The 20580-nt window shown below is 64.4% G+C and carries 25 protein-coding genes; 6 read left to right on the forward strand and 19 right to left on the reverse strand.

What is annotated here, in order from left to right; genetic code table 11:
• The first annotated feature begins 47 nt into the window (after positions 1–47).
• The 4 genes from ACH196_RS17750 to ACH196_RS17765 all read left to right on the forward strand — a co-directional run bounded on the left by ACH196_RS17750 (position 48) and on the right by ACH196_RS17765 (position 2412).
• Complete coding sequence (locus ACH196_RS17750) at positions 48–596, forward strand: GNAT family N-acetyltransferase (protein WP_396648243.1); 549 nt, start codon at positions 48–50, stop codon at positions 594–596.
• Between the two features lie 107 nt (positions 597–703).
• Positions 704–1078, forward strand: coding sequence for a DUF6152 family protein (locus tag ACH196_RS17755; RefSeq protein WP_396648244.1), 375 nt, complete (start codon positions 704–706; stop codon positions 1076–1078).
• Between the two features lie 11 nt (positions 1079–1089).
• On the forward strand, positions 1090–1554 hold the full coding sequence (locus ACH196_RS17760; RefSeq protein WP_396648245.1) for a hypothetical protein: 465 nt from the start codon (positions 1090–1092) through the stop codon (positions 1552–1554).
• A 111-nt stretch (positions 1555–1665) separates the two neighbouring features.
• Positions 1666–2412, forward strand: coding sequence for a DUF805 domain-containing protein (locus ACH196_RS17765; protein ID WP_396648246.1), 747 nt, complete (start codon positions 1666–1668; stop codon positions 2410–2412).
• 38 nt (positions 2413–2450) lie between these two features.
• On the opposite strand, the gene ACH196_RS17770 is transcribed toward ACH196_RS17765, so the two are convergent.
• From ACH196_RS17770 to ACH196_RS17830, 13 genes are all read right to left on the reverse strand, one after another.
• Positions 2451–2804: a DUF1428 domain-containing protein gene (locus ACH196_RS17770; protein WP_396648247.1), complete on the reverse strand. Its 354-nt coding sequence runs from the start codon at positions 2802–2804 to the stop codon at positions 2451–2453.
• Positions 2805–2886: 82 nt separating this feature from the next.
• On the reverse strand, positions 2887–3999 hold the full coding sequence (leuB, locus tag ACH196_RS17775) for a 3-isopropylmalate dehydrogenase (RefSeq protein ID WP_396648248.1): 1113 nt from the start codon (positions 3997–3999) through the stop codon (positions 2887–2889).
• Positions 4000–4140: 141 nt separating this feature from the next.
• Positions 4141–4524, reverse strand: a complete 384-nt coding sequence (locus ACH196_RS17780) for a RidA family protein (RefSeq protein WP_396648249.1) — start codon at positions 4522–4524, stop codon at positions 4141–4143.
• A gap of 51 nt (positions 4525–4575) precedes the next feature.
• Complete coding sequence (gene leuD, locus ACH196_RS17785) at positions 4576–5181, reverse strand: 3-isopropylmalate dehydratase small subunit (RefSeq protein WP_396648250.1); 606 nt, start codon at positions 5179–5181, stop codon at positions 4576–4578.
• Positions 5182–5267: 86 nt separating this feature from the next.
• Complete coding sequence (locus tag ACH196_RS17790) at positions 5268–6263, reverse strand: LacI family DNA-binding transcriptional regulator (protein WP_396648251.1); 996 nt, start codon at positions 6261–6263, stop codon at positions 5268–5270.
• 9 nt (positions 6264–6272) lie between these two features.
• Positions 6273–7031, reverse strand: coding sequence for a copper homeostasis protein CutC (locus ACH196_RS17795; RefSeq protein ID WP_396648252.1), 759 nt, complete (start codon positions 7029–7031; stop codon positions 6273–6275).
• Between the two features lie 67 nt (positions 7032–7098).
• Positions 7099–7890, reverse strand: a complete 792-nt coding sequence (locus ACH196_RS17800; protein WP_396648253.1) for a transporter substrate-binding domain-containing protein — start codon at positions 7888–7890, stop codon at positions 7099–7101.
• A gap of 26 nt (positions 7891–7916) precedes the next feature.
• Positions 7917–8834, reverse strand: a complete 918-nt coding sequence (locus ACH196_RS17805) for an isoaspartyl peptidase/L-asparaginase (RefSeq protein WP_396648254.1) — start codon at positions 8832–8834, stop codon at positions 7917–7919.
• Positions 8835–9569, reverse strand: a complete 735-nt coding sequence (locus tag ACH196_RS17810) for an amino acid ABC transporter ATP-binding protein (protein WP_396648255.1) — start codon at positions 9567–9569, stop codon at positions 8835–8837.
• 1 nt (position 9570) lies between these two features.
• A complete protein-coding gene (locus tag ACH196_RS17815; RefSeq protein WP_396648256.1) occupies positions 9571–10242 on the reverse strand; it encodes an amino acid ABC transporter permease in 672 nt (223 codons plus the stop codon).
• Entirely contained in the window at positions 10242–10913 is a 672-nt protein-coding gene (locus ACH196_RS17820; RefSeq protein ID WP_396648257.1) for an amino acid ABC transporter permease, read from the reverse strand. Before ACH196_RS17820 ends, ACH196_RS17815 begins: the two co-directional genes overlap by 1 nt.
• 84 nt (positions 10914–10997) lie before the next feature.
• The gene (locus tag ACH196_RS17825) at positions 10998–11462 is read right to left on the reverse strand and encodes a GFA family protein (RefSeq protein ID WP_396648258.1); all 465 of its coding nucleotides are present in this window, start codon (positions 11460–11462) and stop codon (positions 10998–11000) included.
• Positions 11463–11491: 29 nt separating this feature from the next.
• Positions 11492–12661 (reverse strand): NAD(P)/FAD-dependent oxidoreductase, encoded by a 1170-nt coding sequence (locus ACH196_RS17830; RefSeq protein ID WP_396648259.1) that lies wholly within the window; start codon positions 12659–12661, stop codon positions 11492–11494.
• A gap of 98 nt (positions 12662–12759) precedes the next feature.
• On the opposite strand from ACH196_RS17830, the gene ACH196_RS17835 reads away from it, so the two are divergent.
• Positions 12760–13635, forward strand: a complete 876-nt coding sequence (locus ACH196_RS17835; RefSeq protein WP_396648260.1) for an HpcH/HpaI aldolase/citrate lyase family protein — start codon at positions 12760–12762, stop codon at positions 13633–13635.
• A 54-nt stretch (positions 13636–13689) separates the two neighbouring features.
• Entirely contained in the window at positions 13690–13896 is a 207-nt protein-coding gene (locus ACH196_RS17840) for a DUF1737 domain-containing protein (RefSeq protein WP_396648261.1), read from the forward strand.
• 16 nt (positions 13897–13912) lie between these two features.
• Here the strand turns inward: ACH196_RS17840 and ACH196_RS17845 are convergent, their stop codons facing one another.
• The 6 genes from ACH196_RS17845 to ACH196_RS17870 form a co-directional block, all read right to left on the reverse strand.
• The gene (locus ACH196_RS17845) at positions 13913–14764 is read right to left on the reverse strand and encodes an SDR family NAD(P)-dependent oxidoreductase (protein WP_396648262.1); all 852 of its coding nucleotides are present in this window, start codon (positions 14762–14764) and stop codon (positions 13913–13915) included.
• Positions 14765–15458: 694 nt separating this feature from the next.
• Positions 15459–16289 carry a 3-methyl-2-oxobutanoate hydroxymethyltransferase gene (locus tag ACH196_RS17850; RefSeq protein WP_396648263.1) on the reverse strand — a complete coding sequence of 277 codons (831 nt, stop codon included), beginning with the start codon at positions 16287–16289 and terminating at the stop codon, positions 15459–15461.
• Positions 16290–16461: 172 nt separating this feature from the next.
• The gene (rbsD, locus tag ACH196_RS17855) at positions 16462–16920 is read right to left on the reverse strand and encodes a D-ribose pyranase (RefSeq protein WP_396648264.1); all 459 of its coding nucleotides are present in this window, start codon (positions 16918–16920) and stop codon (positions 16462–16464) included.
• The gene (locus ACH196_RS17860; protein ID WP_396648265.1) at positions 16917–17882 is read right to left on the reverse strand and encodes a ribokinase; all 966 of its coding nucleotides are present in this window, start codon (positions 17880–17882) and stop codon (positions 16917–16919) included. Before ACH196_RS17860 ends, rbsD begins: the two co-directional genes overlap by 4 nt.
• Positions 17879–19396, reverse strand: coding sequence for a sugar ABC transporter ATP-binding protein (locus tag ACH196_RS17865; RefSeq protein WP_396648266.1), 1518 nt, complete (start codon positions 19394–19396; stop codon positions 17879–17881). The genes ACH196_RS17860 and ACH196_RS17865 overlap by 4 nt, the downstream gene beginning before the upstream one ends.
• Positions 19397–19600: 204 nt before the next feature.
• Positions 19601–20572, reverse strand: a complete 972-nt coding sequence (locus ACH196_RS17870; protein ID WP_396648267.1) for a sugar ABC transporter substrate-binding protein — start codon at positions 20570–20572, stop codon at positions 19601–19603.
• Between the last annotated feature and the right edge of the window lie 8 nt (positions 20573–20580).

Raw genomic sequence — 20580 nt, forward strand, 5'->3', positions numbered from 1 at the left:
TTTTTGTTGGGAAGATCGCAAGGATGGACGCAGAGGGCGGACAGCGGATGAACCAGCGCGACGGCGAGCCCGGCATCGTCATCCGGCCCCTGACTGCGAATGATGCCGCAGCCTTCCGCAGGCTGCGGATCATGGGGCTGCGGGAGAGCCCGGACGCCTTTACCGCCAGCATCGAGGAAGAAGAAGCTTTTTCCGATGCCGAAATGGCAGCGCGCGCCGTGCCCGAGGCACCTGGCATCTTTCTCGGCGCCTTCGCTGGCGAGGAACTCGTCGGTATGGCCGGCTATATCGCCAATGCGCGGCCGAAGACCCGGCACAAGGGCGTGATGGTCGCGGTCTACGTCGCGCCGCAATGGCGGGCGGAAAAGCTCGGCCGTCGGCTGGTCGAAGCGGTGATCAGCCACGCCCGCTCGGTCGGAGCGTCGCTTCTGCATTGCACGGTACGCGCCGACAATGTGCCGGCGCGGCGGCTTTATCTGTCGCTGGGTTTCGTTCCCTATGGGCTGGAGCGCGACGCGATCTTCGCGGACGGGCGTTTCTTCGACGACGAGCTGCTGGCGCTCGACCTGCGAAGCGGCCCGCACGCGGGCAACTGACCCCCGGTGCCCCTCATCCATATGTGATTTGACGGCGTGCCTCGCCGCCCTACGCTTTGCTATAAAACGCAGACGGGAGTAGCGACATGTTGCGTAGCGGAAACGGAATGAAATGGCCGGCATCCGTGCTTGCAGGGTTCATCGCGCTGGCGACCGTGGTCCCGGCGCTTGCCCATCATGGCTGGTCCTGGACCGAGGACGGCTTCTTCCAGCTCGAAGGCATCATCCGCAAAATCTATGTCGGCAATCCGCACGCCACGCTCGACGTCGACGTCGAGGGCGAGATCTGGCGCGTCGAACTGGCTCCACCGGCAGCGACCATCCGCGCCGGCTTCACCGAAGACACCGCCAAGCCCGGTGACGAAGTTATCGCCATCGGCAACCGCTCGCGCGATTCCACCGAAAAACGCATGAAAGCCGTCCGACTCACCGTCAACGGCAAGACCTACGACGTCTATCCAGATCGCGTGCCGCCCGCCTGACCGAGGCGGCGATGGAATTCCTCGCCGCGGTTGAACAGAGCGATCTCGTCCGGCTGCTGAAAAGTTCGTTCTACGCCTATCCAATCGTCAACGCGCTGCATATCGCCTCGATCGGAGGGTTGCTGACCTCGGTCTGGCTGATGGATTTACGCATCCTCGGCTGGCTGAGCGCGATGCCGGAAGAGCCATTCCTGAGATTGCTGCGTCGCGTCGCGCTGATCGCCTTCGCCTGCGCCGCCGTCACCGGTCTGACGTTGTTTTCGGTACGCGCCACCGAATATGTCGGCATTCCGGTCTTTCTTGCCAAGATGGCGCTCATCGTCCTGGCAGGCCTGAACCTCCTGCTATTCTTCATTCTGGATCGTCGGCGCCCGGCCGGCGCACCGCCTTCAATCACGGAACGCATCGTTGCCGGCTTCTCGGCAGTGCTATGGACAGCGGTCCTGTTCGCCGGCCGTTTTATCGGCTTCGCCTGACATTTCACGCAACAGGGCGGGACCATCGTTCGAACCCGTGCGTTGTCGGCTGTTGACAGCGCCGCACGCTGTGCAACACCCTCCGGACCAGTAGTTCGGGGAACCGGCCACGTGCGCGGAAAAGTGCTTCACTACGATGAGGAGCAGGGCTTCGGTTTCATTGATGGAGCCGACGGCAATCGCTACACCGTCAGACGTGAGGATCTGCGACGCGACGGTTCGCTCGCCAAAGGCACGTCGGTGGATTTCCAACCGAGTGGCGACCAGGCGAAGAACGTTTTTTCGATCCACGCACAAGCGGGAGATGCCGGGGCGGAAAACGCGGCGGCGGGAGCCACCGCGCACGCCGCGGAGCCGCGGGATTTCGGGCGCAATGCCGTTCCCTCTCCCATAACGACGAGAATCGAAACAGGGCTCTGGCATTATTTCCGGCGCGCTTTGACCGCCAACTATGCGAATTTCGCCGATCGCGCCCGCCGCAAGGAATATTGGGGTTACGTCCTGTTCTGGATGCTGGCCTTCGTCGCCGTGTCGATGATCAGCCTCACGCTGGACTACCAAGTCGGAAACATGGAGCCGGGCTACGAAGCGCCGGTCTTTATGGCCCTCGGCATGGCAGGATGGATCCTGGCCACGCTGGTGCCCAGTCTGGCGATGGCCGTCCGGCGTCAGCACGACATCGGCATCTCGGGCTGGTTTTTCCTGGTCGTTTTCATTCCGATGGGCGTAGTGATCGCGCTGATCTTTGCGCTGATCCCCTCACGGAAGCGGGAGAACAAATGGGGCCCTGTGCCGGAAGGCATCGCCGTGCCGCCGGCGCAGCCTGCCGCCGCTGACGCGCCTGTTGTAAAGGCCTGAGTGCCGGAAGCGAGCCGCAGCGATTCCCGCGGCGGCACCTACAGTTCCAGGAAGCTCTCGAAGCCGCCATAGATCATGCGCTTGGCATCGAATGGCATGGTGTCCCAGTCGGGTTTCATGCGCGGGTCGGCCATCACCCTGGCGTTGACCTCGTCGCGTTTCTGCCGGGATTCATAGACGATCCACGAGAAGACCACGATCTCGTCATTCTTGGCCTGCACCGAACGCGGGAACGAAGTCAGTTCGCCATAGGGAACGTCGTCGCCAACGCATTCGACATAGGCGAGCGCGCCATATTCCTTCCACACCACGCCCGCGTCGCTTGCCATCTTGCGGTAGGCATCGAGATTGGCCTTCGGCACGGCCAGGACGAACCCGTCGACATAGGACATCTTTCATCTCCTTCTGATCACGATGGTCAAAGGACGAAAGAGACCCTCCGGTTCCGACAGGCCCGCCTGAATTTCCGGCGCGTCAGGCCGACAGCGCCCGGAATTTCTCGATGATCGCGTCGCCCATGGTGACGGTTCCGACCTCCGTCATCCCCTCGGAAAGGATGTCGCGGGTGCGCAGGCCGCTGTCGAGCACCGCGGAGATCGCGGCTTCCAGCCGGTCGGCCTCGGCCACCATGCCGAAGGAATAACGCAGGCACATGGCGAAGGAGGCGATCATGGCGATCGGGTTGGCGGCGCCCTTGCCGGCAATGTCGGGAGCCGAGCCGTGGACGGGCTCATAGAGCGCCTTGCGGCTGCCGGTCTTTGCATCCGGCGCGCCGAGCGACGCGGACGGCAGCATGCCGATCGAGCCGGTGAGCATCGCGGCGATATCGGAAAGCATGTCGCCGAACAGATTGTCGGTGACGATCACGTCGAACTGCTTTGGCCAGCGCACCAGTTGCATGCCGCCGGCGTCGGCCAGCATGTGGTCGAGTTTCACGTCCGAATATTTCGCCTTGTGCGTCTGGGTGACGACCTCGTTCCACAGCACGCCGGACTTCATGACGTTGCGCTTTTCCATCGAGGTGACGTGGTTCTTGCGGGTGCGCGCCAGCTCGAAGGCGACGCCGGAAATGCGCTCGATCTCGAACGTGTCGTAGACCTGCGTGTCGATGCCGCGCTTCTGGCCGTTGCCAAGGTCGATGATCTCCTTCGGCTCGCCGAAATACACGCCGCCCGTCAGTTCGCGCACGATCAGGATATCTAGTCCCTCGACGACGTCCGGCTTGAGCGAAGAGGATTCGGCCAGCGCCGGATAGCAGATGGCGGGGCGTAGATTGGCGAACAGCGCAAGGTCCTTGCGCAAGCGCAACAGGCCGGCCTCGGGGCGTACCTCGTAGGGAACGCTGTCCCATTTCGGCCCGCCTACCGCGCCAAACAGAACAGCGTCGGCGGCAAGAGCCTTGGCCATGTCCTCTTCCGAGACCGCCTTACCATGCGCGTCATAGGCCGAGCCGCCGACCAGGCCGCGCTCGGTCTCGAAGCCGGCGCCGAACTCGGCATTCATGACCGCGATCAGCTTCTCCACCTCCGCCATGGCCTCGGGACCGATACCATCGCCGGGGAGCAGGAGCAGTTTTTTCGCAGCCATATCGCCATACCTTGGATTTTTGGAGAAAACGCGCCTTGCTAGCGGGCGCAAGCCATGCGCGCAAGGCGGAAAACTCCCGCATTGCCTGGCCGTTGCCTGCAAACAGGACGTTCGGCTGGGTCGGCGAACCGAGACAAACACTCAGGCGTCGCGGCGCAGCGCCGTCACCTCGATCTCGATCTTCATTTCCGGCTTGTTTAACCCGCAGACGATCATTGTCGCAGCCGGGCGGATGTCGCCGAACGTCTCGCCGAGAATCGGAAAGACGCGGTCCACATAATCGGCGTCGGTGACGTAATAATGCGCACGCACCACATCGGCGAAGGAGAAGCCTCCTTCGGCCAGCGCCTTACCGATGGTGGCGAGGCAGTTGCGCGCCTGGTCCTCAACGCTGTCGGGCATCGTCATCGTGGCATAGTCATAGCCGGTGGTGCCGGCAACGAAACACCAGTCGCCCTGCACGACGGCGCGCGAATAACCCGCCGTCTTCTCGAACGGCGACCCGGTGGAGATCAGCTTGCGCATCGCGGCCTCGGTTGGTGTCGGCCGCCAGTCGCGGCCTGGTGTGGTGCGCGATCAGGCCCAGGGACGCGAGGCCGCCGCGCTCTTCTCGTAGGCGGCGATCGACGAAGCCTTCTCCAGCGTCAGGCCGATGTCGTCGAGCCCGTTGAGCAGGCAGTGGCGCTTGAAGTCGTCGAGGTCGAACTTCACCGTGCCGCCGTCCGGGCCGCGGATTTCCTTGGCTTCCAGGTCGACGGTGAGCGTGGCGTTGGCGCCGCGCGAGGCGTCGTCCAACAGCTTCTCCAGATCTTCCGGGCTTACCGTCACCGGCAGGATGCCATTCTTGAAGCAGTTGTTGTAGAAAATGTCGGCGAAGGAAGTGGAGATCACGCAGCGTATGCCGAAGTCGAGCAGCGCCCACGGCGCATGCTCGCGCGACGAGCCGCAGCCGAAATTGTCGCCGGCGACAAGGATCTGCGCCTTGCGGTAGGCCGGCTTATTGAGCACGAAATCGGGATTTTCGGAGCCGTCGTCCTTGTAGCGCATCTCGGCGAAAAGCCCAGTGCCAAGGCCGGTGCGCTTGATCGTCTTCAAATAATCCTTCGGGATGATCATGTCTGTGTCGACATTGACGATCGGCAACGGGGCCGCGACGCCGGTGAGGGTGGTGAATTTGTCCATGATGATCTTCCGTAGCGCTCGGGATTTTCGCTGACATCGCTTTACAGCAAGCGCATTGCGATTCAAAGCCTGTCGGGAGCGCGCGATCACGCCGTGGCGCGCGGATAAAAGGCCGTCGATATCCGCACGGGCTCATGTGGCTGTGAAAAGACCTGCGGCCGCGTCAGCAGGCCGACGATCTCCTCGACATAGCGCGCCTTGTCGTAGCCGATCGAGGCGATCGGGTAGGCGTCGAAGCCGGTGAGCGAGATGTTGTCGAAGCCGTAGAGCCGAAAACGTTCCGGCCGGTTGCCAGGAAAATCGGCGCGGCGGGCGTCGAGCACGCCCATTGCCATCGCGTCCGAGGTGCAGAACAAAGCCTGCGGAGGATGAGCACCGACGAGCGCCTCGGCCGCGGCGTGGCCGCTTTCGTAGGAGTAATCGCCCTGCGCCTCGCGGATCACGGCCATGCCATGACGGGTGAAGCTGGCACGGTAGGCGGCGATACGGACACGCTCGACCTCGGACGACTGCCGGCCGGTGAGCAGCGCTACCTCACGCACACCCTTGCCGGCGGCATCGGCGACTGCCGCATCGATGCCCATCGCCTCGTCGGGGATCACAGTGGGCGATAACCGGTCATGGCGGCCATTGAGCATGACGACGTGATCGGAGCGAAACATCTCTCGTATGGTGGCCGCGTCGGCGAAGTCGGAAAACACAAGTGCGGCGTCGACATGATAGGCGATCCCGCGGCGCAAAAATTCCTCAACCCTAGCCACCGAGCCGACGCGCAGCAGGATCACCTGTTTGCCCGCCGCCTGAATGCGGTCGAGCAGCAGGTCGAACAGGTCGAGGTCGGAAAGGTCATGGATATGGTTCACCACCACGGCGACCAGATTGACCGATTTTGTCGTCAGGCTCTGCGCCAGGAAATTCGGCTTGAAGCCGAGTTCTTCCGCCGCCTTCAGCACGCGCTCCCGCTTGTCGGCCGACACGGGCCGCGGCTCCGGCGACAGGGCGCGCGAAGCGACGGCGCGCGACACGCCGGCGCGCGCCGCGACGTCGGCGATTGTCAGAGAGCGGAGCGGATCATTGCCCATCCGGACGGCTCAGCGCGAGCGTGCGGCGGCGATCGTGGCGCGCACGCCGTCCTCGAAGGTGACAGTGTTGGTGTATTCGCGTTCGAGGTCGGTGCCGCCCATGCCGATGGTCGGGTTGCGGAAGCGCATGCCGCTGGGTTCATCGCGCAGCGCGGCGAAATGCACCTCCTGCACGCCGGTGGCATCGATGACATGAGCGATGTTGCGCTCGTTGAGCCCGCCGCAGCCCATGACGACGATACGCCCAGCGGCGGCCTTCACTGTCTCGGTCAGCACATCGAGCCCTTCAATCGCCGTATCGTGGCGGCCGGAGGTCAAGACCCGGTCGACGCCGGCACGCACCAGCGCCTCGATCGCCTCCTTGTGGTCGCGGGTCATGTCGAAGGCGCGATGGCATGTCACCTTCATCGGTCGGGCCGCCTCGACCAGCGCCTTCATGCGCTGTTCGTCGATGGTGCCGTCGGGATTGAGGCAGCCGCCGACGACGCCCAGGACGCCCATGTCGCGAAACGCCTTCACGTCCTCGATCATCGAGCGGAACTCGATGTCGGAATAGAGAAAATCGCCGCCACGCGGGCGGACCATGACGAAGAACGGAATCTTGGCCAGTCGCTGCGCCTCGCGCACCACGCCGACGCTGGGGGTAAGCCCACCCTCGAGCAGCGAAGCGCAAAGCTCGACGCGGTCGGCGCCGGCATTCTGGGCGGCCACGAGGCCGTCGGCATTTTCCACGCAGATTTCAATGGCGCGGAGCGGATGAACGATCATGAACGAATCCTATGGATAAAGACATGGCCCGGCGCCCCAATAAGCCGGGCCATGCAGAGCCAGTCTATCACCAGAGCGGGTTCAGGGCCGGCGGATTGGCCGTCTCTCCCCACCACTTCTTGTAATTGACTTCGTAGGCGCCCGACTGGATGTAGTCGGAGACGAACATGTCCAGCCAGCGCACGAATTCCGGATCGCCCTTCGCTACAGCGATGCCTATCGGATCGTTAGAATAGAGACCTTCGATGGTCACCAGCGACGGGTTTTTCGTGGCAAGATAGTCGAGCAACGAGGAATCCTCGATGGCCGCGTCGACGCGCTTCTGCTGGAGCTGCAGCACGCCGTCAGGCGCGAACTGGTCGACATAGACGAGTTCGGCTTCCGGCACCGCCTTCTTGATAAAAGTCTCGCCGGTGGTGCCGCGGCCGACGACAATCTTCTTGCCGGCAAGGTCCTTGAGCGTCTTGATGCCGGAATCGGCCTGGACGATGACGCGCAGGCCGGCGCGGTTGTAGGGGATGGTGAAGTTGACGCTCTTTGCCCGCTCCAGCGTCGCCGAGGTGTTGGCGACGACGATGTCAAGCTGGCCGGAAACCAGCATGGAGATTCGCGCGTCGCCGGAGACGTCGGTGAACTCCACCGGCACGCCGAGCTTTTCGGCCAACATCGTGGCGACGTCGACGTCGTAGCCGACCGGATTGTTCTGCGGATCGCGGAAACCGATCGGCTCACCGCCGAGCGACACGCCGATGCGCACCGTGCCGCGCGAGCGGATGTCATCCAGCATGCCGGCCAGTGCCGGGAGGACCGTTCCGGCGACGAAGGCCAGCGCGGCGATAGCGGTCAGAAGGCGTCTCATGTCCTATCCTCTCTGGAAAGTTGTTGTCATGCCTTGCTCGCTGCCCGAAGTTCCGGCCCGGACATCGACTCCTCCCAGAGCCAGTAGCGGATCTCGCCCTGGCACCGGAAATTCACGACCTTGTGGTTGCCATGGGCGTCGACGGCGTGGATGACCACGCCTCCCAAAAAACCCTCGGTCAATTCGGCTAGCTCGTCGACAGCGAGTTTCAGGGCGTCGCCCAGCGGCCGGCCGAGCTTCATGGCGAGTACGATCGAGCGCGCCGTGGCGCAGCGCATGGTCATCTCACCGGTATGCGTGCAGGCGGCCGCACCATAGCGGCTGTCGGCGTAGAAGCCGGCCCCTGGGATCGGGCTGTCGCCCAGCCGGCCGGGATATTTCCACGCCCATCCCGACGTCGACGTGACGGCGTGGATTCCGCGTTCGGTATCGGCGCTGAGGAAGATTGTCGTGTCGCGCACCCGCTCGGGATCGGTGATCGCCGTGCTCAGCGGCGCCAGCGGGATGTTCGGAAATTTTTCCAGCTCGCCAGCCGGCAGTTCCTTCTCCAGTCGTTCCCACCAGACGCGTTTGCTGTCGTCCAGCAGCATGTCGTCCAGCGGAAAGCCGATCTCCGTGGCGAAGCGGCGCGCGCCGTCGCCGGTCAGCATCACATGCGGCAGCCGCTTCATCACCTCATGCGCCAGCGCCGTGATGTGTAGCGTGCCCGGCACTGCGCCGACCGAGCCGACGGCGCGCGTGTTGCCGTCCATCACTCCACCGTCGCATTCCATGACGCCCAGCATGTTCGGCCAGCCGCCATAGCCGACGCTGCGCACCTTCGGTTCGGCCTCGACCCGTCCGATGCCGGCCACCATGGCGTCGAGACTGACGGCGCCGGCCTTCAGCATGTCGACGGCGAGCGGAAAGCCCGGCCAGGCCTCGGCATTTGCAAGCAGCAGCATTCAGTCTTTCCGCATCTTGGACAGGAATTGCGCGACGCGCGGCTGCGCCAGGCCGCCGGCCGGGTCGAAGAAATCCCTCGTCGGCAAGTCGATCAGCAGCGTCCCCTTTCCGAGGAAGACGACGCGGTTCGAGATCTGCCTGGCAAACTCGACCTCGTGGGTGACGAAGACCATGGTCGTGCCTTCGGTGGCGAGCTTGGCCAGGATCGTCAGCACCTCGGCGGTCATTTCGGGATCGAGCGCACTGGTCACCTCGTCGAGTAGCAGATAGCGCGGCTTCATGGCGAGCGCCCGGCAGATGCCGACGCGCTGGCGCTGGCCGCCCGAAAGCTGCGCCGGATAGGCATCGGCGCGGTCTCCGAGCCCGACCGAGGCGAGCAGCGCGCGGCCCTCCGCCTCCGCTTCGGCGCGGGGCCGCTTAAGCACCTCGACCGGCGCCAGCGTGATGTTCTGCAGCGCGGTCATATGTGGATAGAGGTTGAAAAGCTGGAACACCGTGCCCGAGCGTTTGCGCGCTTCGGCCAGTTCCTTCGGCTTGCTGACGTCGAACTCGTCGACGGTGATGCGACCGGCGTCGAGTTTTTCGAGGCCGTTGATGCAGCGGATCAACGTCGACTTGCCGGATCCGGATGAGCCCAGGATCGAAACGACTTCGCCGGGGCGGACGGTCAGGTTGACGCCGTCAAGCACCGTCGCCGCGCCGAAGGATTTTTTGACATTCTCGACCTTCAGCATATCAGAGACCCCTAAAGGCGCTGTGCGCCCTGAGCCGGTCCTCGAAGCGCGCGCCGAGCGTCGCGACAAGCTTCGCGGCCAGATAGTACAGCAGCCCGACGACCGACCAGACGATGAAGGGTTTCAGGGTGCGCAGATTGAGGATGTTGCCGATCTTGGTGAGGTCGACGACGCCGATGACCGAGATCAGCGAGGTGACCTGAAGCTGGTTGACCAGCAGCGCCACCAGTGGCCCGACGGAAAATGCTGCAGCCTGCGGCGCGATCACACGGCGCAGCACCTGCCAGCGCGTCAGCCCGAAAACGCGCGCCGCCTCGACCTGCTCGCGAGCGATCGATTCGATTGCGGCGACGATGATGACGTAGACGAATGCGGCGGTGTTGGCCGACAGCGTGATGACCGCCGCCTCGACCGGCGTGACGTTGACCTTGAAGAAGGCAGGGAAGCCGAAGAAGACGAGGAAAAGCTGCACAAGAACCGGCGAGTTTTTCAGGATCTCGGCCAGGAAGCCAACGAGCTGCGTCAGAACCGGCACGCGATAGAAGCGGATCACCGCCCAGAGCGCGCCGATCACCAGCCCGATCAGCGATGTCGCCAGAAAAAGCCCGACCGTGGTCGCGAGGCCCTGCGCCAGCAGGACGAGGTCGTAGCTGGTGAAATCGGTGAACCGCATCAGCCGACAGGCTCCAGCATGTCGCGGTTCAGCCGCCGGTGCAGCAGCCCGATGCCGAGCGAGACGAGATAGGTGAGTGCGGCGTAGACCACGAGCAGCACGACATAGATCTCGAACGGCCGGAACGTGTCGGATGCGACGATCTTGGCCGAGCCTGTCAGTTCGTTCAGCGTGATGGTCGATAGGATCGACGAGGTCAGGATCATGTTGACCAGCACCGAACCCAGAGGCCGTACTGATGTGCGAAGCGCGATGGGCAGGACGATGCGAGTGAAGGTCGTGCGCTTCGACAGGCCGCTGACTTCGGCGGCTTCGAGGATGCCGTTGTCGATGGCGAGGATGCCCGAGCGGATCACATCGGAGGCATAGGCGCCGCCGGCGATCGACAGTGCGATGATGCCTGTGGTGAAGGCGTCGATGTAGATGCCGATCTCCGGCAGTCCGTAATAGAAGAAAAAGAGCTGCACGATGAACGGGATGTTGCGGAAAAGGTCGACATAGACGAAGGCCAGCCGACGCACCCAGCCCGCCGCCGAGGTGCGGGCGATGGCGACCAGCATGCCGAGGATGACGGAGCCGATCAGGGACAGGATGCAGGCCTCGACCGTCAGTAGCGCGCCCTCGGCCAGGAAGCCGAGATGCGGCAGCAGGATGGTCAGGTCGAACCGCACGTGTCTCCGGATGCATGAGTGAAACCGGTTTCAGTGTGCGGTGTTATCAATTTGCTGTCAATCCGGCTGCGATTGTTGGTGGTACTATGCCGGCCCGGCGCCTTCCGCTGCGTATTCCGCCACCAGTGCCTGGTAGCGATCGAGTTCGGGCTCGCCGGCAAAGCTGTATTTGGCCGGCGTCCTCGTCCAGGGCAGGCCGGCGCCGGTCGAGGTTTCGACGAAGGGCACGAACCAGGAGTGGTCGTCGAGCATGGAGGGGCGCAGATTGACCAGCCAGTCCAGTCCTTCCGGGCGCGTGAACATCCAGCTTTTGCAGAACGGGCAGAAGAAATGCCGCGTAGGACCCTGCAAACCGCCGACAACCGGCTCGCCTTGCGTGACCACAAACCCTTCGGCCGGAATGGCGATCGACAGCGAATAGGCGCTGGCCGACATGGTCTGGCAGCCCTTGCAGTGGCAGGCGGCGGCAAGCAGCGGCGGCGCGCTGACCTCGATGCGCACGCGGCCGCAGCGGCAGCCGCCAGCCCAGGGCAATTTCCAGTCGCGCATGGCAGACCTCCCTATCCTGTCGCCGCAATTCAGATGACATTCAACTCCCGGAATGCCCGGTTGGCGGCGATCCGTTCATAACCGAAGGCCGACGCATCGACGGTGCGATAGCCGCCATGGACAATGAGTTCCGCCAGAGCCTTGCCGACCGCCGGCGCCTGCTGCAGGCCGTGTCCGGAAAAGCCGTTGGCGAAGAGGAAGTTTTTCACCTCCGGATGCGGGCCGATGACGGCGTTCTGGTCGAGCGTGTTGTAGTCGTAATGGCCAGCCCAGGCGCGGGTCGGTTTGATCGCCTCAAAGGCGGGAATGCGGGTCGCCAGCACCGGCCAGATCGTTTCCTCGAACAGCGGCCAGGCCGGATCGAAATCGGCGGGGTCGGCCGGCCCGTCGGTGTCCTCCGGCTCGGCGCCGCCGGTAATGTAGACCGAGCCTTCCGGCCGCACGTAGATGCCGGACGGGTCGACCAGCAGCGGCATGTCGGAAAATTTGTCTCGCGCCTCGAATACGAAGACGCTGCGCTTACGCGGCTCGACCGGCAGGGCGAGGCCGGCGAGCGCCGCGACCCTGCCGGCGTTCGGACCGGCGGCGTTGACGACGAGGCCGGCTGCAAGACGCTCGCCATTGTCCAAAGAAACACCGGTAATCTTGGCACCGTCGCGGCCGATGCCGGTGACCGAGGCGGTGATGAAGTCGATATGCTTTGCCCGCAGTGCCTTGCGGAACAGCATCAGCAGCGCATGCGCGTCGAACCAGCCTTCGCCGCTGCGTCCCCATGCGCCGGCGACGATGCCTTCCGCCGACAGCCAGGAAAACCGGCGCGACAAGGTCTCAGCGTCCTCCAGCAGGATGTCGGCGCCCTCGGCGGCCTGCACTTCATGATTGGCTTTGAGTACCGGAAGACCTTCCTCGCTGGCCAGGATCAGATAACCCTTTTCGTGGAAGGCGATGTCGGCATCGACCCCGAACTCCTGCTTCAACCGGCGAAACAGGCCGAGCGTGAATTGCGACAGCCGGATGTTTTCGGGGATCGAGAATTGCTGGCGGATCGAGGCGCAGGACAGCGTCGTCGCCGAATGCGTGAATTGCGGGTCGCGCTCGACCAGTGCGATGGAGCCAGCAAATCCTTCCTCGCGCAGATAGAAGGCGACCGAACTTCCGACGATTGCTCCGCCTATAATGACAACATCGTATCGCGCCATGATCTTCCGCACATCCTTTCGCTCGATTGCTAGCATGCAGCAACGGCGCTGCGAGGCAAGCTCTTGCAAGGGCCAGCGGCGCGGGGCAAGAAGGCCACATGTCCGCGTCCGCCGATCGGCCTTTCCGTTCCGTTCTCTACATGCCCGCCACCAATACCAGGGCGCTGGCGAAGGCGGCGACGCTCGCATCCGATGCGGTCATCGTCGATCTGGAGGACGCGGTAGCGCCCGATGAGAAAGCGGCGGCGCGGAAAAATCTGAAGGGCTGGTTCGAGACGCGCGCGGCCAAACCCGCCGCCACGATCATCCGCATCAACGCGCCGTCCACCGAATGGGGTGCCGATGATCTCGTCCTGGCGCGAAGCCTGGAACCGGATGGCATCCTGCTGCCGAAGGTCGACACACCGCGCGACATTCTCGAGGCCGGCGACGCGCTTGACGACGAAGCTGTGCCGGAGACGGTGAAACTGTGGGCGATGATCGAGACGCCGAAGGCCATGCTCAATCTGGGCGCCATCGCCGAGCTCGGCCGCGATCCCGGCTCGCGGCTGGCTGGGCTGGTCGCGGGCACCAACGACCTCGCCAAAGACACCGGCGTGCTGATGACGCCGGACCGCCGCTACCTGCTGCCGTGGCTGATGCAGATCGTGCTTGCCGCCCGTGCCGGCGGGCTGGTGGCGCTGGACGGCGTGATGAACGAGTTCCGCGACCTCGACGCCTTCGGGCGCGAATGCGCGGAGGGCGCGGCGATGGGCTTCGACGGCAAGACGCTGATCCATCCGGCGCAGATCGAGCCGGCGAACAAGGCCTTTTCGCCGTCACAGACTGATGTGGCCGAGGCGCGGGCGATTGTCGATGCATTCGCGCGGCCCGAAAATGCCGGCAAGGGCGTGATCTCTCTCGACGGCCGCATGGTCGAGCGCCTGCATCTGGCGCAGGCCGAGCGGCTGCTCGGACGCGCCACTTGGGCTTGAATTCGGCTTGCCGGATTGTAGTTGATTTTACTGGACAGTTAGCTGGAGGCAAAAATGAAGCTCTACCGTTTCCTGACTGGACCGGACGATTCCAGCTTCTGCCACAAGGTGACCGCGGCGCTGGACAAGGGCTGGCACCTGTTCGGCTCGCCGACCTATTCCTTCGACGCCGAGACCAAAACCATGCGCTGCGGCCAGGCCGTGGTGAAGGACGTCGAGGGCAGGGACTACGAACCCGGCATCAAGCTCTCCGATTTCTAGCCGGCCTCGACGCCGCTCACTTGTCGCCGCGCAGGTAGGCGGCGAAGGCTTCGGCAAAATCCGGGTGCCAGCGCGATAGCGGCGGGCGGTTCTCGACGATGTCGCCTGCTGCCCAGCGGATGCGTTTTTCATCCAGCGCGCGCGGCACGTCATTGTCCGGGCAGAGGATGTAGAAGTCGCCACGCCCCAGGCTTTCCAGCATGAAGTCGACCGTCTGCTCCGGCGTCCACGCGCCGGCCGGCTTTTCGGTACGGCCGCCGGCCGCCAGCGGGGTGAAGACGAAGCCGGGGATGAACAGATGGGCGCTGATCTTGCAGTCTTTTGTATTGCGCAACTCGTGCTGCAGGGCCTCCGTGAAAGTTTTCACGCCGGATTTGGAGACATTGTAGGCCGGATCGCCGGGAGGCGTGGTGATGCCCTGCTTGGAACCGGTGTTGATGATCAGCCCCGGTTTGCCGCGCGCGATCATGCCCGGCGCGAAGACCCGGCTGCCATGGATGACGCCCCAGAGATTGACGGCGAAGACACGCTCCCAGTTCTCTATGGGTCCGAACAGCGCGCTGCCGGGCTGCACGCCAGCATTGTTCATTAGCACGTCGGCGCCGCCAAAGGTTTCGGCCACGCTGCGCTCCAGCGCCACGATGTCGTCGACGCGGCTGACGTCGGTCTCGACAGCCATGACGTCGTCCTTGTTGCTGGCCACCAGGATCACCTGCGCGCGGGCATCCGCCAGCCGCTTGGCGCCGATATCGGCGATGCAGATTTTCATGCCGACCGAGGCGAATTTTTTCGCGGCGGCCAGCCCGATGCCGGAGGCGCCGCCGGTGATGACGGCGACGGCGCCGGGGACGAGAGCGGGATGGGGCATGGGAGTCTCCTTGCGGACAGGTGGAATCGGGGAGGCGGCGATGTTTGCACTTGTCACCGGACGGAAACAACAGCGGACAGCCTTCCCCGTTGCCACGCTGCGGAAATCCGCCCTGGCTATTTTCAAAGAACGCTCCCCGCCGCGGAGGGAGAAGTCGGGAAGCGGGGCGCGAGGCCGTGCCTCCTAAATTAAATACGTGGCGCGACGTCCGCGCCCCGCCGGCGATTTTTGGCCTCGTCCCGTTCCGCTTCGCCTTGCTCCGGCTCCGGCATTAACGCCTCGGCTGGCCCGGTCTTAGGCACTCGTCCAGTGCGCCCCGCACGTAGTTGCGGGGGAGGAACCTTCGGACGCGGCCTCCCCGGCCATGCTGCTTCGTCGGCAGCATGGCGGAGGCGCCGGTCTCTCCCCGCTAACGAACGACTCCGGAAGCGTTCCCGGCGGGAGAAACTGCGGACAATTATGCGCGCGATTTCGGGGCGGGGATGAGATCGGCGTAAATTTCTCAGAAAGCACCTGCACCGAAGAATCGCCTGCAAGCGATTTCAATGGGTTGGCTGGGTCAAAAACAGCCTCGGCAAAAAAATTTCTTCGCGGCGGCGCATTTTTCATCCCCGTTTTTGGGCTGTCATGCTCCGGTTTTTCAGGGCCGGAGCGTCTCGTCGGGCGGGGAAATTCACGTCGTGGCGGACGTGCCTTATTCTTTCAGGCCGTACAATGCTTCCTGAAAGCGAGCCAGTTCATTCTCCGCGATCCGCGCCGTCTCAGCCTCGCCCGGATAGTCGCCGGCAGCCACGTCGGCGCGAAAGCCAGAGAGCGCCTTCACCCGCTCGTCGCACACTTGTCTGTGAAGCGAGGCGAGATCGCCCCAGGCACGGGCATGGCGCGGCAGGCGTTTTGCCTCGCCACAGATATCCGAGGTGAAGAGAAAGATGACGTCGGCGTCGGGGCCGGAGCCGAGCGACACGGTGACCAGACCCGTGCGGCGGTTGATCTCTGCCATCACGGCGCCGGGAATGACCTCGCATTCGACGGCGAAGGCGCCGGCGTCCTCCAGCCGGCAGAACCGGTCGAACAGGTCCAGCGCCTCATCGGCCGTCTTGCCAACGGCGCGCACGCCACCGACCCAGGTCGATTTGCGCGGCACGAAGCCGAGATGGCCCATGACCGGAATCTGCTCTGCCGAAAGCATTTTCACCGTATCCCAGCCGCGCCCGGTGATGACGGCGTCAGCGCCGGCGACGATGGCCGAGAAGGCGGTGCGCAAAACTTCATCGGCAGTGATGGCATCGGCAAAACCCAGCGCGGCGGTGACGAAGAGCTTTTTCGAGCCCTCGCGCACTTTCGGCACGTTGACGGCGCGGCAGACCACCATCTCGATGCCCGCGGCTTCGGCGGCCGCCGCCTCGTCGGCGGTCTCGGCGGTGACCTGAGCGACATGCCGGCCGCTGCCTTTCAGGGCGCGCAAGCCGGCGACGGTGACGCTGCGCTCGACCTCACGGCCGCCGAAATCGAAGATGCGGGGCATGTTTCTGCAAGACTCCGCGTTGACCGGGAACTGCGCCACCCCCTCCGCCTCGCTTCGCTCGGCACCTCCCCCATCGAGGGGGAGGAGATCGGCAAGCCTAGCGCCCTCCCTCCCCTCAATGGGGAGGGTCCGGCCACAGGCCGGGGGTGGGGTGAGAAGATATGTCGATAGGCTACTTCATCTTCTTCGCGTAATAATCCGGCGCGACGACGCCGGGTTTTGAAAACCATTTCGGCACATCGACGCCGGAATAGAGCAGGATGTTGCCCCACGGATCGAAGGCGCCGGTGCGCACGATGACTTTCGCCTTGGCCGCCATCTCGCCCAGAATGGTCTCGTGCTTGATCGGCGCGTGTTCGGCATCGGCGAACAGGCGCTTCACCTTCTCAAGCAGCGGCGCATTATGGGCCGGCAACGTGTCGGCATAGGACACTTTTTCCGCGATGAAATTCTCGGCGATCGGGGTGAGCACCGTCTCCAAATCCGGCACGTCGGGTGAAATCGCGAGGTCGATGCGCCAGGCGCTGGACGGGATCGGAAAGCCGGCGTCGCAGACGATCATCAGGTCGCCATGGCCCATCGAGGCGATGGCGTGGGAAAGCTCGGCATTGAGCAGTCTGTTGCGGTTCACGGTTTCTCCTTCCATGTGGTTTCGAGCGCGCTTGCGTACATGGCGTCGGCGCTGGCACGATCGGGCAGGCCGGGGATGACGCCGAGTTTGGTGCAGGCGATGCCGCCGCAGACGACGCCGAAGCGAACCGCATCGACGATATCGCGCCCTTCCGCCAACGCAACCGCGAAGCCGGAGTTGAAGGCATCGCCGGCACCAGTGGTGTCGATCACTTCGACCGGCACGGCGGGGACCATGAGGTCGAGATCGTCAGTCAGGATCAGCGCGCCGGCGCGGCCCAGCGTGACGACGACGTTCTTCACGCCACGCCGGCGCAGTTCTCCGGCCAGCTCTCGCGACGAGCGCGGATCGTCGGCGGGCAGGCCGAGCAGGATGCGCAATTCGCTCTCGTTGGGCGTCAGGTAGTCGACGGACGCGAAGATGCTGTCCGGCAGGTGCCTAGCCGGCGCCGGGTTGAGGATGGTTTTGGCGCCGTGTTTTCGGCCAAGCTCCATGGCCCGTGACGCCGCTTCGGTCGGCACTTCCAGCACGGTCATCACGACATCGCTTTGGGCGATCCGGCGTTCGGCGGCGTCCACGGCCTTGGCGTCCAGCAGCTCGTTTGCCCCCATGTCGAGGATAATGAAATTCTCGCCCTTGTCGTTGAGGATAATGAAGCCGACACCGGTGGCGCGCTCGGTGCGGGTCAGTACGAATTCGGTGTCGATGCCCTCGGCGGCGTAGAGATCGGTGGCGATGCCGGCCAATTTGTCGGTGCCGATATAGGCCACGAGGCCGGAGGACGCGCCAAGCCGCGCCGTGCCGACGGCCTGGTTCGAACCCTTGCCGCCCGGTCCCATGTCGAAATCGGTGCCAAGCATCGTCTCGCCGAAGATCGGCAGTTTTGGCGCGCGCATGGTCAGGCCGACCGCAAAACTGCCGACGATGGTGATGTTGGGTTTTTTCATGGTTCCTTCGCTCATGACACCATCGCCCGCGCCAGAATACCCTGCTCGTCTATGCCCGCGCCGGTCAGCTCGCCGGAAATGCGCCCCGCCCGCATGACCAGCACGCGCTCGGCGTTGAGGATCAGTTCCGGTATCTCGGACGAGATCATGACCACGGCGACGCCCTCGCCGGCAATGCCGCGCAGGATCGAATAGATCTCCGCCTTGGCGCCGACATCGATGCCGCGCGTCGGCTCGTGCAGGACGAGCACGCGCGGATTGGTGACCAGGCTGCGACCGAGGACGATCTTCTGCTGGTTGCCGCCGGACAGCGTCGCGAGTTTTTGGCCGAGATGCGAGATGCGCGCGTCGAGCCGCGCCACCTGGGCGCGCGCCTCGCGGCGGATCGCGCCGCGGCGCAGGAAGCCGGACAGGGAAAATCGCGGTAGCGACGCGGAGACGACATTGTCGGCGACGCTCATCGAAAGCAGGCCGCCGGCGCCGCGCCGGTCGGCCGGCACGAAGGACATGCCGCCGCGGATCGAGGCCAGCGCATCGGCAGGGCGCAGGTCGACGCCGTCTATGGCAACGCGGCCCTTGCGGTCGACCAGCCCGAACAGCGCCTCGCCGAGCCCGTCCTTGCCGGAATCCGGCAGGCCGCCGATGCCGAGGATTTCGCCGGCGCGAACGCTGAAGGAGATGTTTTCGAGGCCGGGAGCGGTCAGGTTTTCGACCGAAAGCACGACGTCATTGTCAACGGACCGGCCTTCCGCCTGCAACGACCATTGCACGGTGGCGCCGAGATCGCGGCCGACCATGGCACGGATCAGGCGGTCCTCTGAAACCTCGTGATTGTCCATCGTCTCGATCGTGCGGCCATCGCGCATCACAGTGATGCGATCGGCGAGGTCGATCACCTCGCTGAGGTGGTGCGAGACGTAGATGACGGTGACGCCCTCGGCGCGTAGCTGGCGGACGACCTCGAACAGGCGGTCGCTCTCGCGCCTGGACAGCGCCGAGTTGGGCTCGTCCAGCACCAACAGGCGGGCGTTCTGGCGGATGGCGCGGGCGATCTCGACAAGCTGCATCTCGGCAACCGACAGCCGGCTAACTTTCGTGTCCGGGTCGAGTGTGCCCATGCCGAGGCGGGCAAGCGCGGCGCGGGCCTCGCGGCGCATTTCTTCACGCGGGACGAGAGACGTCACGGAACGGGCGGCCATGTCCGACATCATGATGTTGTCGGCGATGGTGAGCGTCGGGCAGAGCGCCAGTTCCTGGTACACCACGGTGATGCCGACAGCGCGGCTGACCAGCGGCGACGAAATCACGGTCGCTTTGCCGTCGACGAAAATCTCGCCGCCGTCCGGCTGGTGGTCGCCAGCCAGGATGTTCATCAGCGTCGACTTGCCGGCGCCGTTTTCGCCGATGACCGCATGCACCTCGCCGGGGCGGAAATCGATCGAGATGCGGTCAAGCGCAAGCACGCCGGGGAACCGTTTGGTTACCCCGGCAATTCGGACGATCGCATCTTGGGAGGATGGATGAGTCATACGCTGCTGTCGTTGGCGGTTGGCTTACCCTCCCCCTTGAGGGGAGGGTCGGAGAACGAATGGAGCGAAGCGGAATGAGTGAACCGGGGAGGGCTTGCTTCAGGTTGGCACCCTGCCGCGCTGACCCCTTCCCGCTTCACAAGCCACTCGTTCCGAGCGGCTTGCTCCGCGCCCCTCCCCTCAAGGGGGAGGGTCAGGGCGCTGCTACTTCTTCGCCACCTCGCCGATGTTCTCCTTGGTGTAGATGCCGACGCCGGTGTCGAGATTGTCGATCGTCTTGCCCTTGATGAACTTCGCCAGCAGATCGACGGCGGCAAAACCCTGCTTTTCAGGTGCCTGGTCGATGGTCGCCTGGATGTTGCCGCTTTCGACGAGGCCGACGGTCTGGTCCAGCAGGTCGAAGCCGACAACTTTCACCTTGTCGGCGGCCTTGTTGCGCTCGACCCAGGTGCCGGCGGCGGGCGTGGAGCAGCATTCCAGCGACAGGATTCCGGTGACGGTCGGGTTTGCCAGCATGGCGTTTTCGATCGCCGAATAGATTTCCTGCGGATCGGTGCCGGTGTTCAGCGTCTGGATGACCTCGATGCCGGGCTCGGCGGCCAGCGCCTCACGCGCGCCCTTTTCGCGGTCGAGCGACCACTGCGCTGCGGCATCGATGGTGGTGATCATCACCTTGCCCTTGCCGCCCAGCGTCGTCGCCATCAGCTTGCCGGCCTCGCGACCCGACTGGACGAGGTCCTGGCCGGCGAAGGCGAGGCGCTTCGAGTCGGGATTGTCGGTGTTGAAGGTGACGACCGGAATGCCGGCGGCGAGCACGCGGTCGATCAGCGGCGCCAGCGCGTCGGTGGAGACCGAGGAGATGGCAAGGCCGTCGATCTTGCCCATCAGCGTCTCGATCTCGCTGATCTGGCCGTCCGCGTCCGCCCCGACCGGGCCGATGAAGTTGGCATTGACCTTGTCGGCCTCCGCCGCCTTGGCGACGCCTGCCTTCATGAACGGCGCGAACTCGTTGGAGACGTCGTGGTAGGAAATATAGATGTCGAGCGGCGTGCCGGCCGCGACCTTCGCCTTGATGCGTTCGGCCAGCGGGAAGTCCGCCGGCTTGGACTCGGCATGGGCGAATTGCAGCGGCAGCAGGCCGAGCGCCGCTGCCAGAATGAGATGTCTTGCTTTCATGGATAGTC

It is taken from the genome of Mesorhizobium sp. IMUNJ 23232 (assembly GCF_044326205.1).
Classification (GTDB): Bacteria; Pseudomonadota; Alphaproteobacteria; order Rhizobiales; family Rhizobiaceae; genus Kumtagia.

Excerpts from the sequence above, each read along its gene's own strand:
- ACH196_RS17850 (WP_396648263.1), bottom strand. The coding sequence starts at position 16,289 with ATGCCCCGCATCTTCGATTTCGGCGGCCGTGAGGTCGAGCGCAGCGTC.
- ACH196_RS17790 (WP_396648251.1), bottom strand. The coding sequence starts at position 6,263 with ATGGGCAATGATCCGCTCCGCTCTCTGACAATCGCCGACGTCGCGGCG.
- ACH196_RS17795 (WP_396648252.1), bottom strand. The coding sequence starts at position 7,031 with ATGATCGTTCATCCGCTCCGCGCCATTGAAATCTGCGTGGAAAATGCC.
- ACH196_RS17800 (WP_396648253.1), bottom strand. The coding sequence starts at position 7,890 with ATGAGACGCCTTCTGACCGCTATCGCCGCGCTGGCCTTCGTCGCCGGA.
- leuB (WP_396648248.1), bottom strand. The coding sequence starts at position 3,999 with ATGGCTGCGAAAAAACTGCTCCTGCTCCCCGGCGATGGTATCGGTCCC.
- ACH196_RS17835 (WP_396648260.1), top strand. The coding sequence starts at position 12,760 with ATGTCCGCGTCCGCCGATCGGCCTTTCCGTTCCGTTCTCTACATGCCC.
- ACH196_RS17870 (WP_396648267.1), bottom strand. The coding sequence starts at position 20,572 with ATGAAAGCAAGACATCTCATTCTGGCAGCGGCGCTCGGCCTGCTGCCG.
- ACH196_RS17860 (WP_396648265.1), bottom strand. The coding sequence starts at position 17,882 with ATGAGCGAAGGAACCATGAAAAAACCCAACATCACCATCGTCGGCAGT.
- ACH196_RS17845 (WP_396648262.1), bottom strand. The coding sequence starts at position 14,764 with ATGCCCCATCCCGCTCTCGTCCCCGGCGCCGTCGCCGTCATCACCGGC.
- ACH196_RS17865 (WP_396648266.1), bottom strand. The coding sequence starts at position 19,396 with ATGACTCATCCATCCTCCCAAGATGCGATCGTCCGAATTGCCGGGGTA.
- ACH196_RS17805 (WP_396648254.1), bottom strand. The coding sequence starts at position 8,834 with ATGCTGCTGCTTGCAAATGCCGAGGCCTGGCCGGGCTTTCCGCTCGCC.
- ACH196_RS17755 (WP_396648244.1), top strand. The coding sequence starts at position 704 with ATGAAATGGCCGGCATCCGTGCTTGCAGGGTTCATCGCGCTGGCGACC.
- ACH196_RS17760 (WP_396648245.1), top strand. The coding sequence starts at position 1,090 with ATGGAATTCCTCGCCGCGGTTGAACAGAGCGATCTCGTCCGGCTGCTG.
- ACH196_RS17780 (WP_396648249.1), bottom strand. The coding sequence starts at position 4,524 with ATGCGCAAGCTGATCTCCACCGGGTCGCCGTTCGAGAAGACGGCGGGT.
- ACH196_RS17750 (WP_396648243.1), top strand. The coding sequence starts at position 48 with ATGAACCAGCGCGACGGCGAGCCCGGCATCGTCATCCGGCCCCTGACT.
- leuD (WP_396648250.1), bottom strand. The coding sequence starts at position 5,181 with ATGGACAAATTCACCACCCTCACCGGCGTCGCGGCCCCGTTGCCGATC.
- ACH196_RS17825 (WP_396648258.1), bottom strand. The coding sequence starts at position 11,462 with ATGCGCGACTGGAAATTGCCCTGGGCTGGCGGCTGCCGCTGCGGCCGC.
- ACH196_RS17810 (WP_396648255.1), bottom strand. The coding sequence starts at position 9,569 with ATGCTGAAGGTCGAGAATGTCAAAAAATCCTTCGGCGCGGCGACGGTG.
- ACH196_RS17830 (WP_396648259.1), bottom strand. The coding sequence starts at position 12,661 with ATGGCGCGATACGATGTTGTCATTATAGGCGGAGCAATCGTCGGAAGT.
- ACH196_RS17815 (WP_396648256.1), bottom strand. The coding sequence starts at position 10,242 with ATGCGGTTCACCGATTTCACCAGCTACGACCTCGTCCTGCTGGCGCAG.
- ACH196_RS17840 (WP_396648261.1), top strand. The coding sequence starts at position 13,690 with ATGAAGCTCTACCGTTTCCTGACTGGACCGGACGATTCCAGCTTCTGC.
- ACH196_RS17770 (WP_396648247.1), bottom strand. The coding sequence starts at position 2,804 with ATGTCCTATGTCGACGGGTTCGTCCTGGCCGTGCCGAAGGCCAATCTC.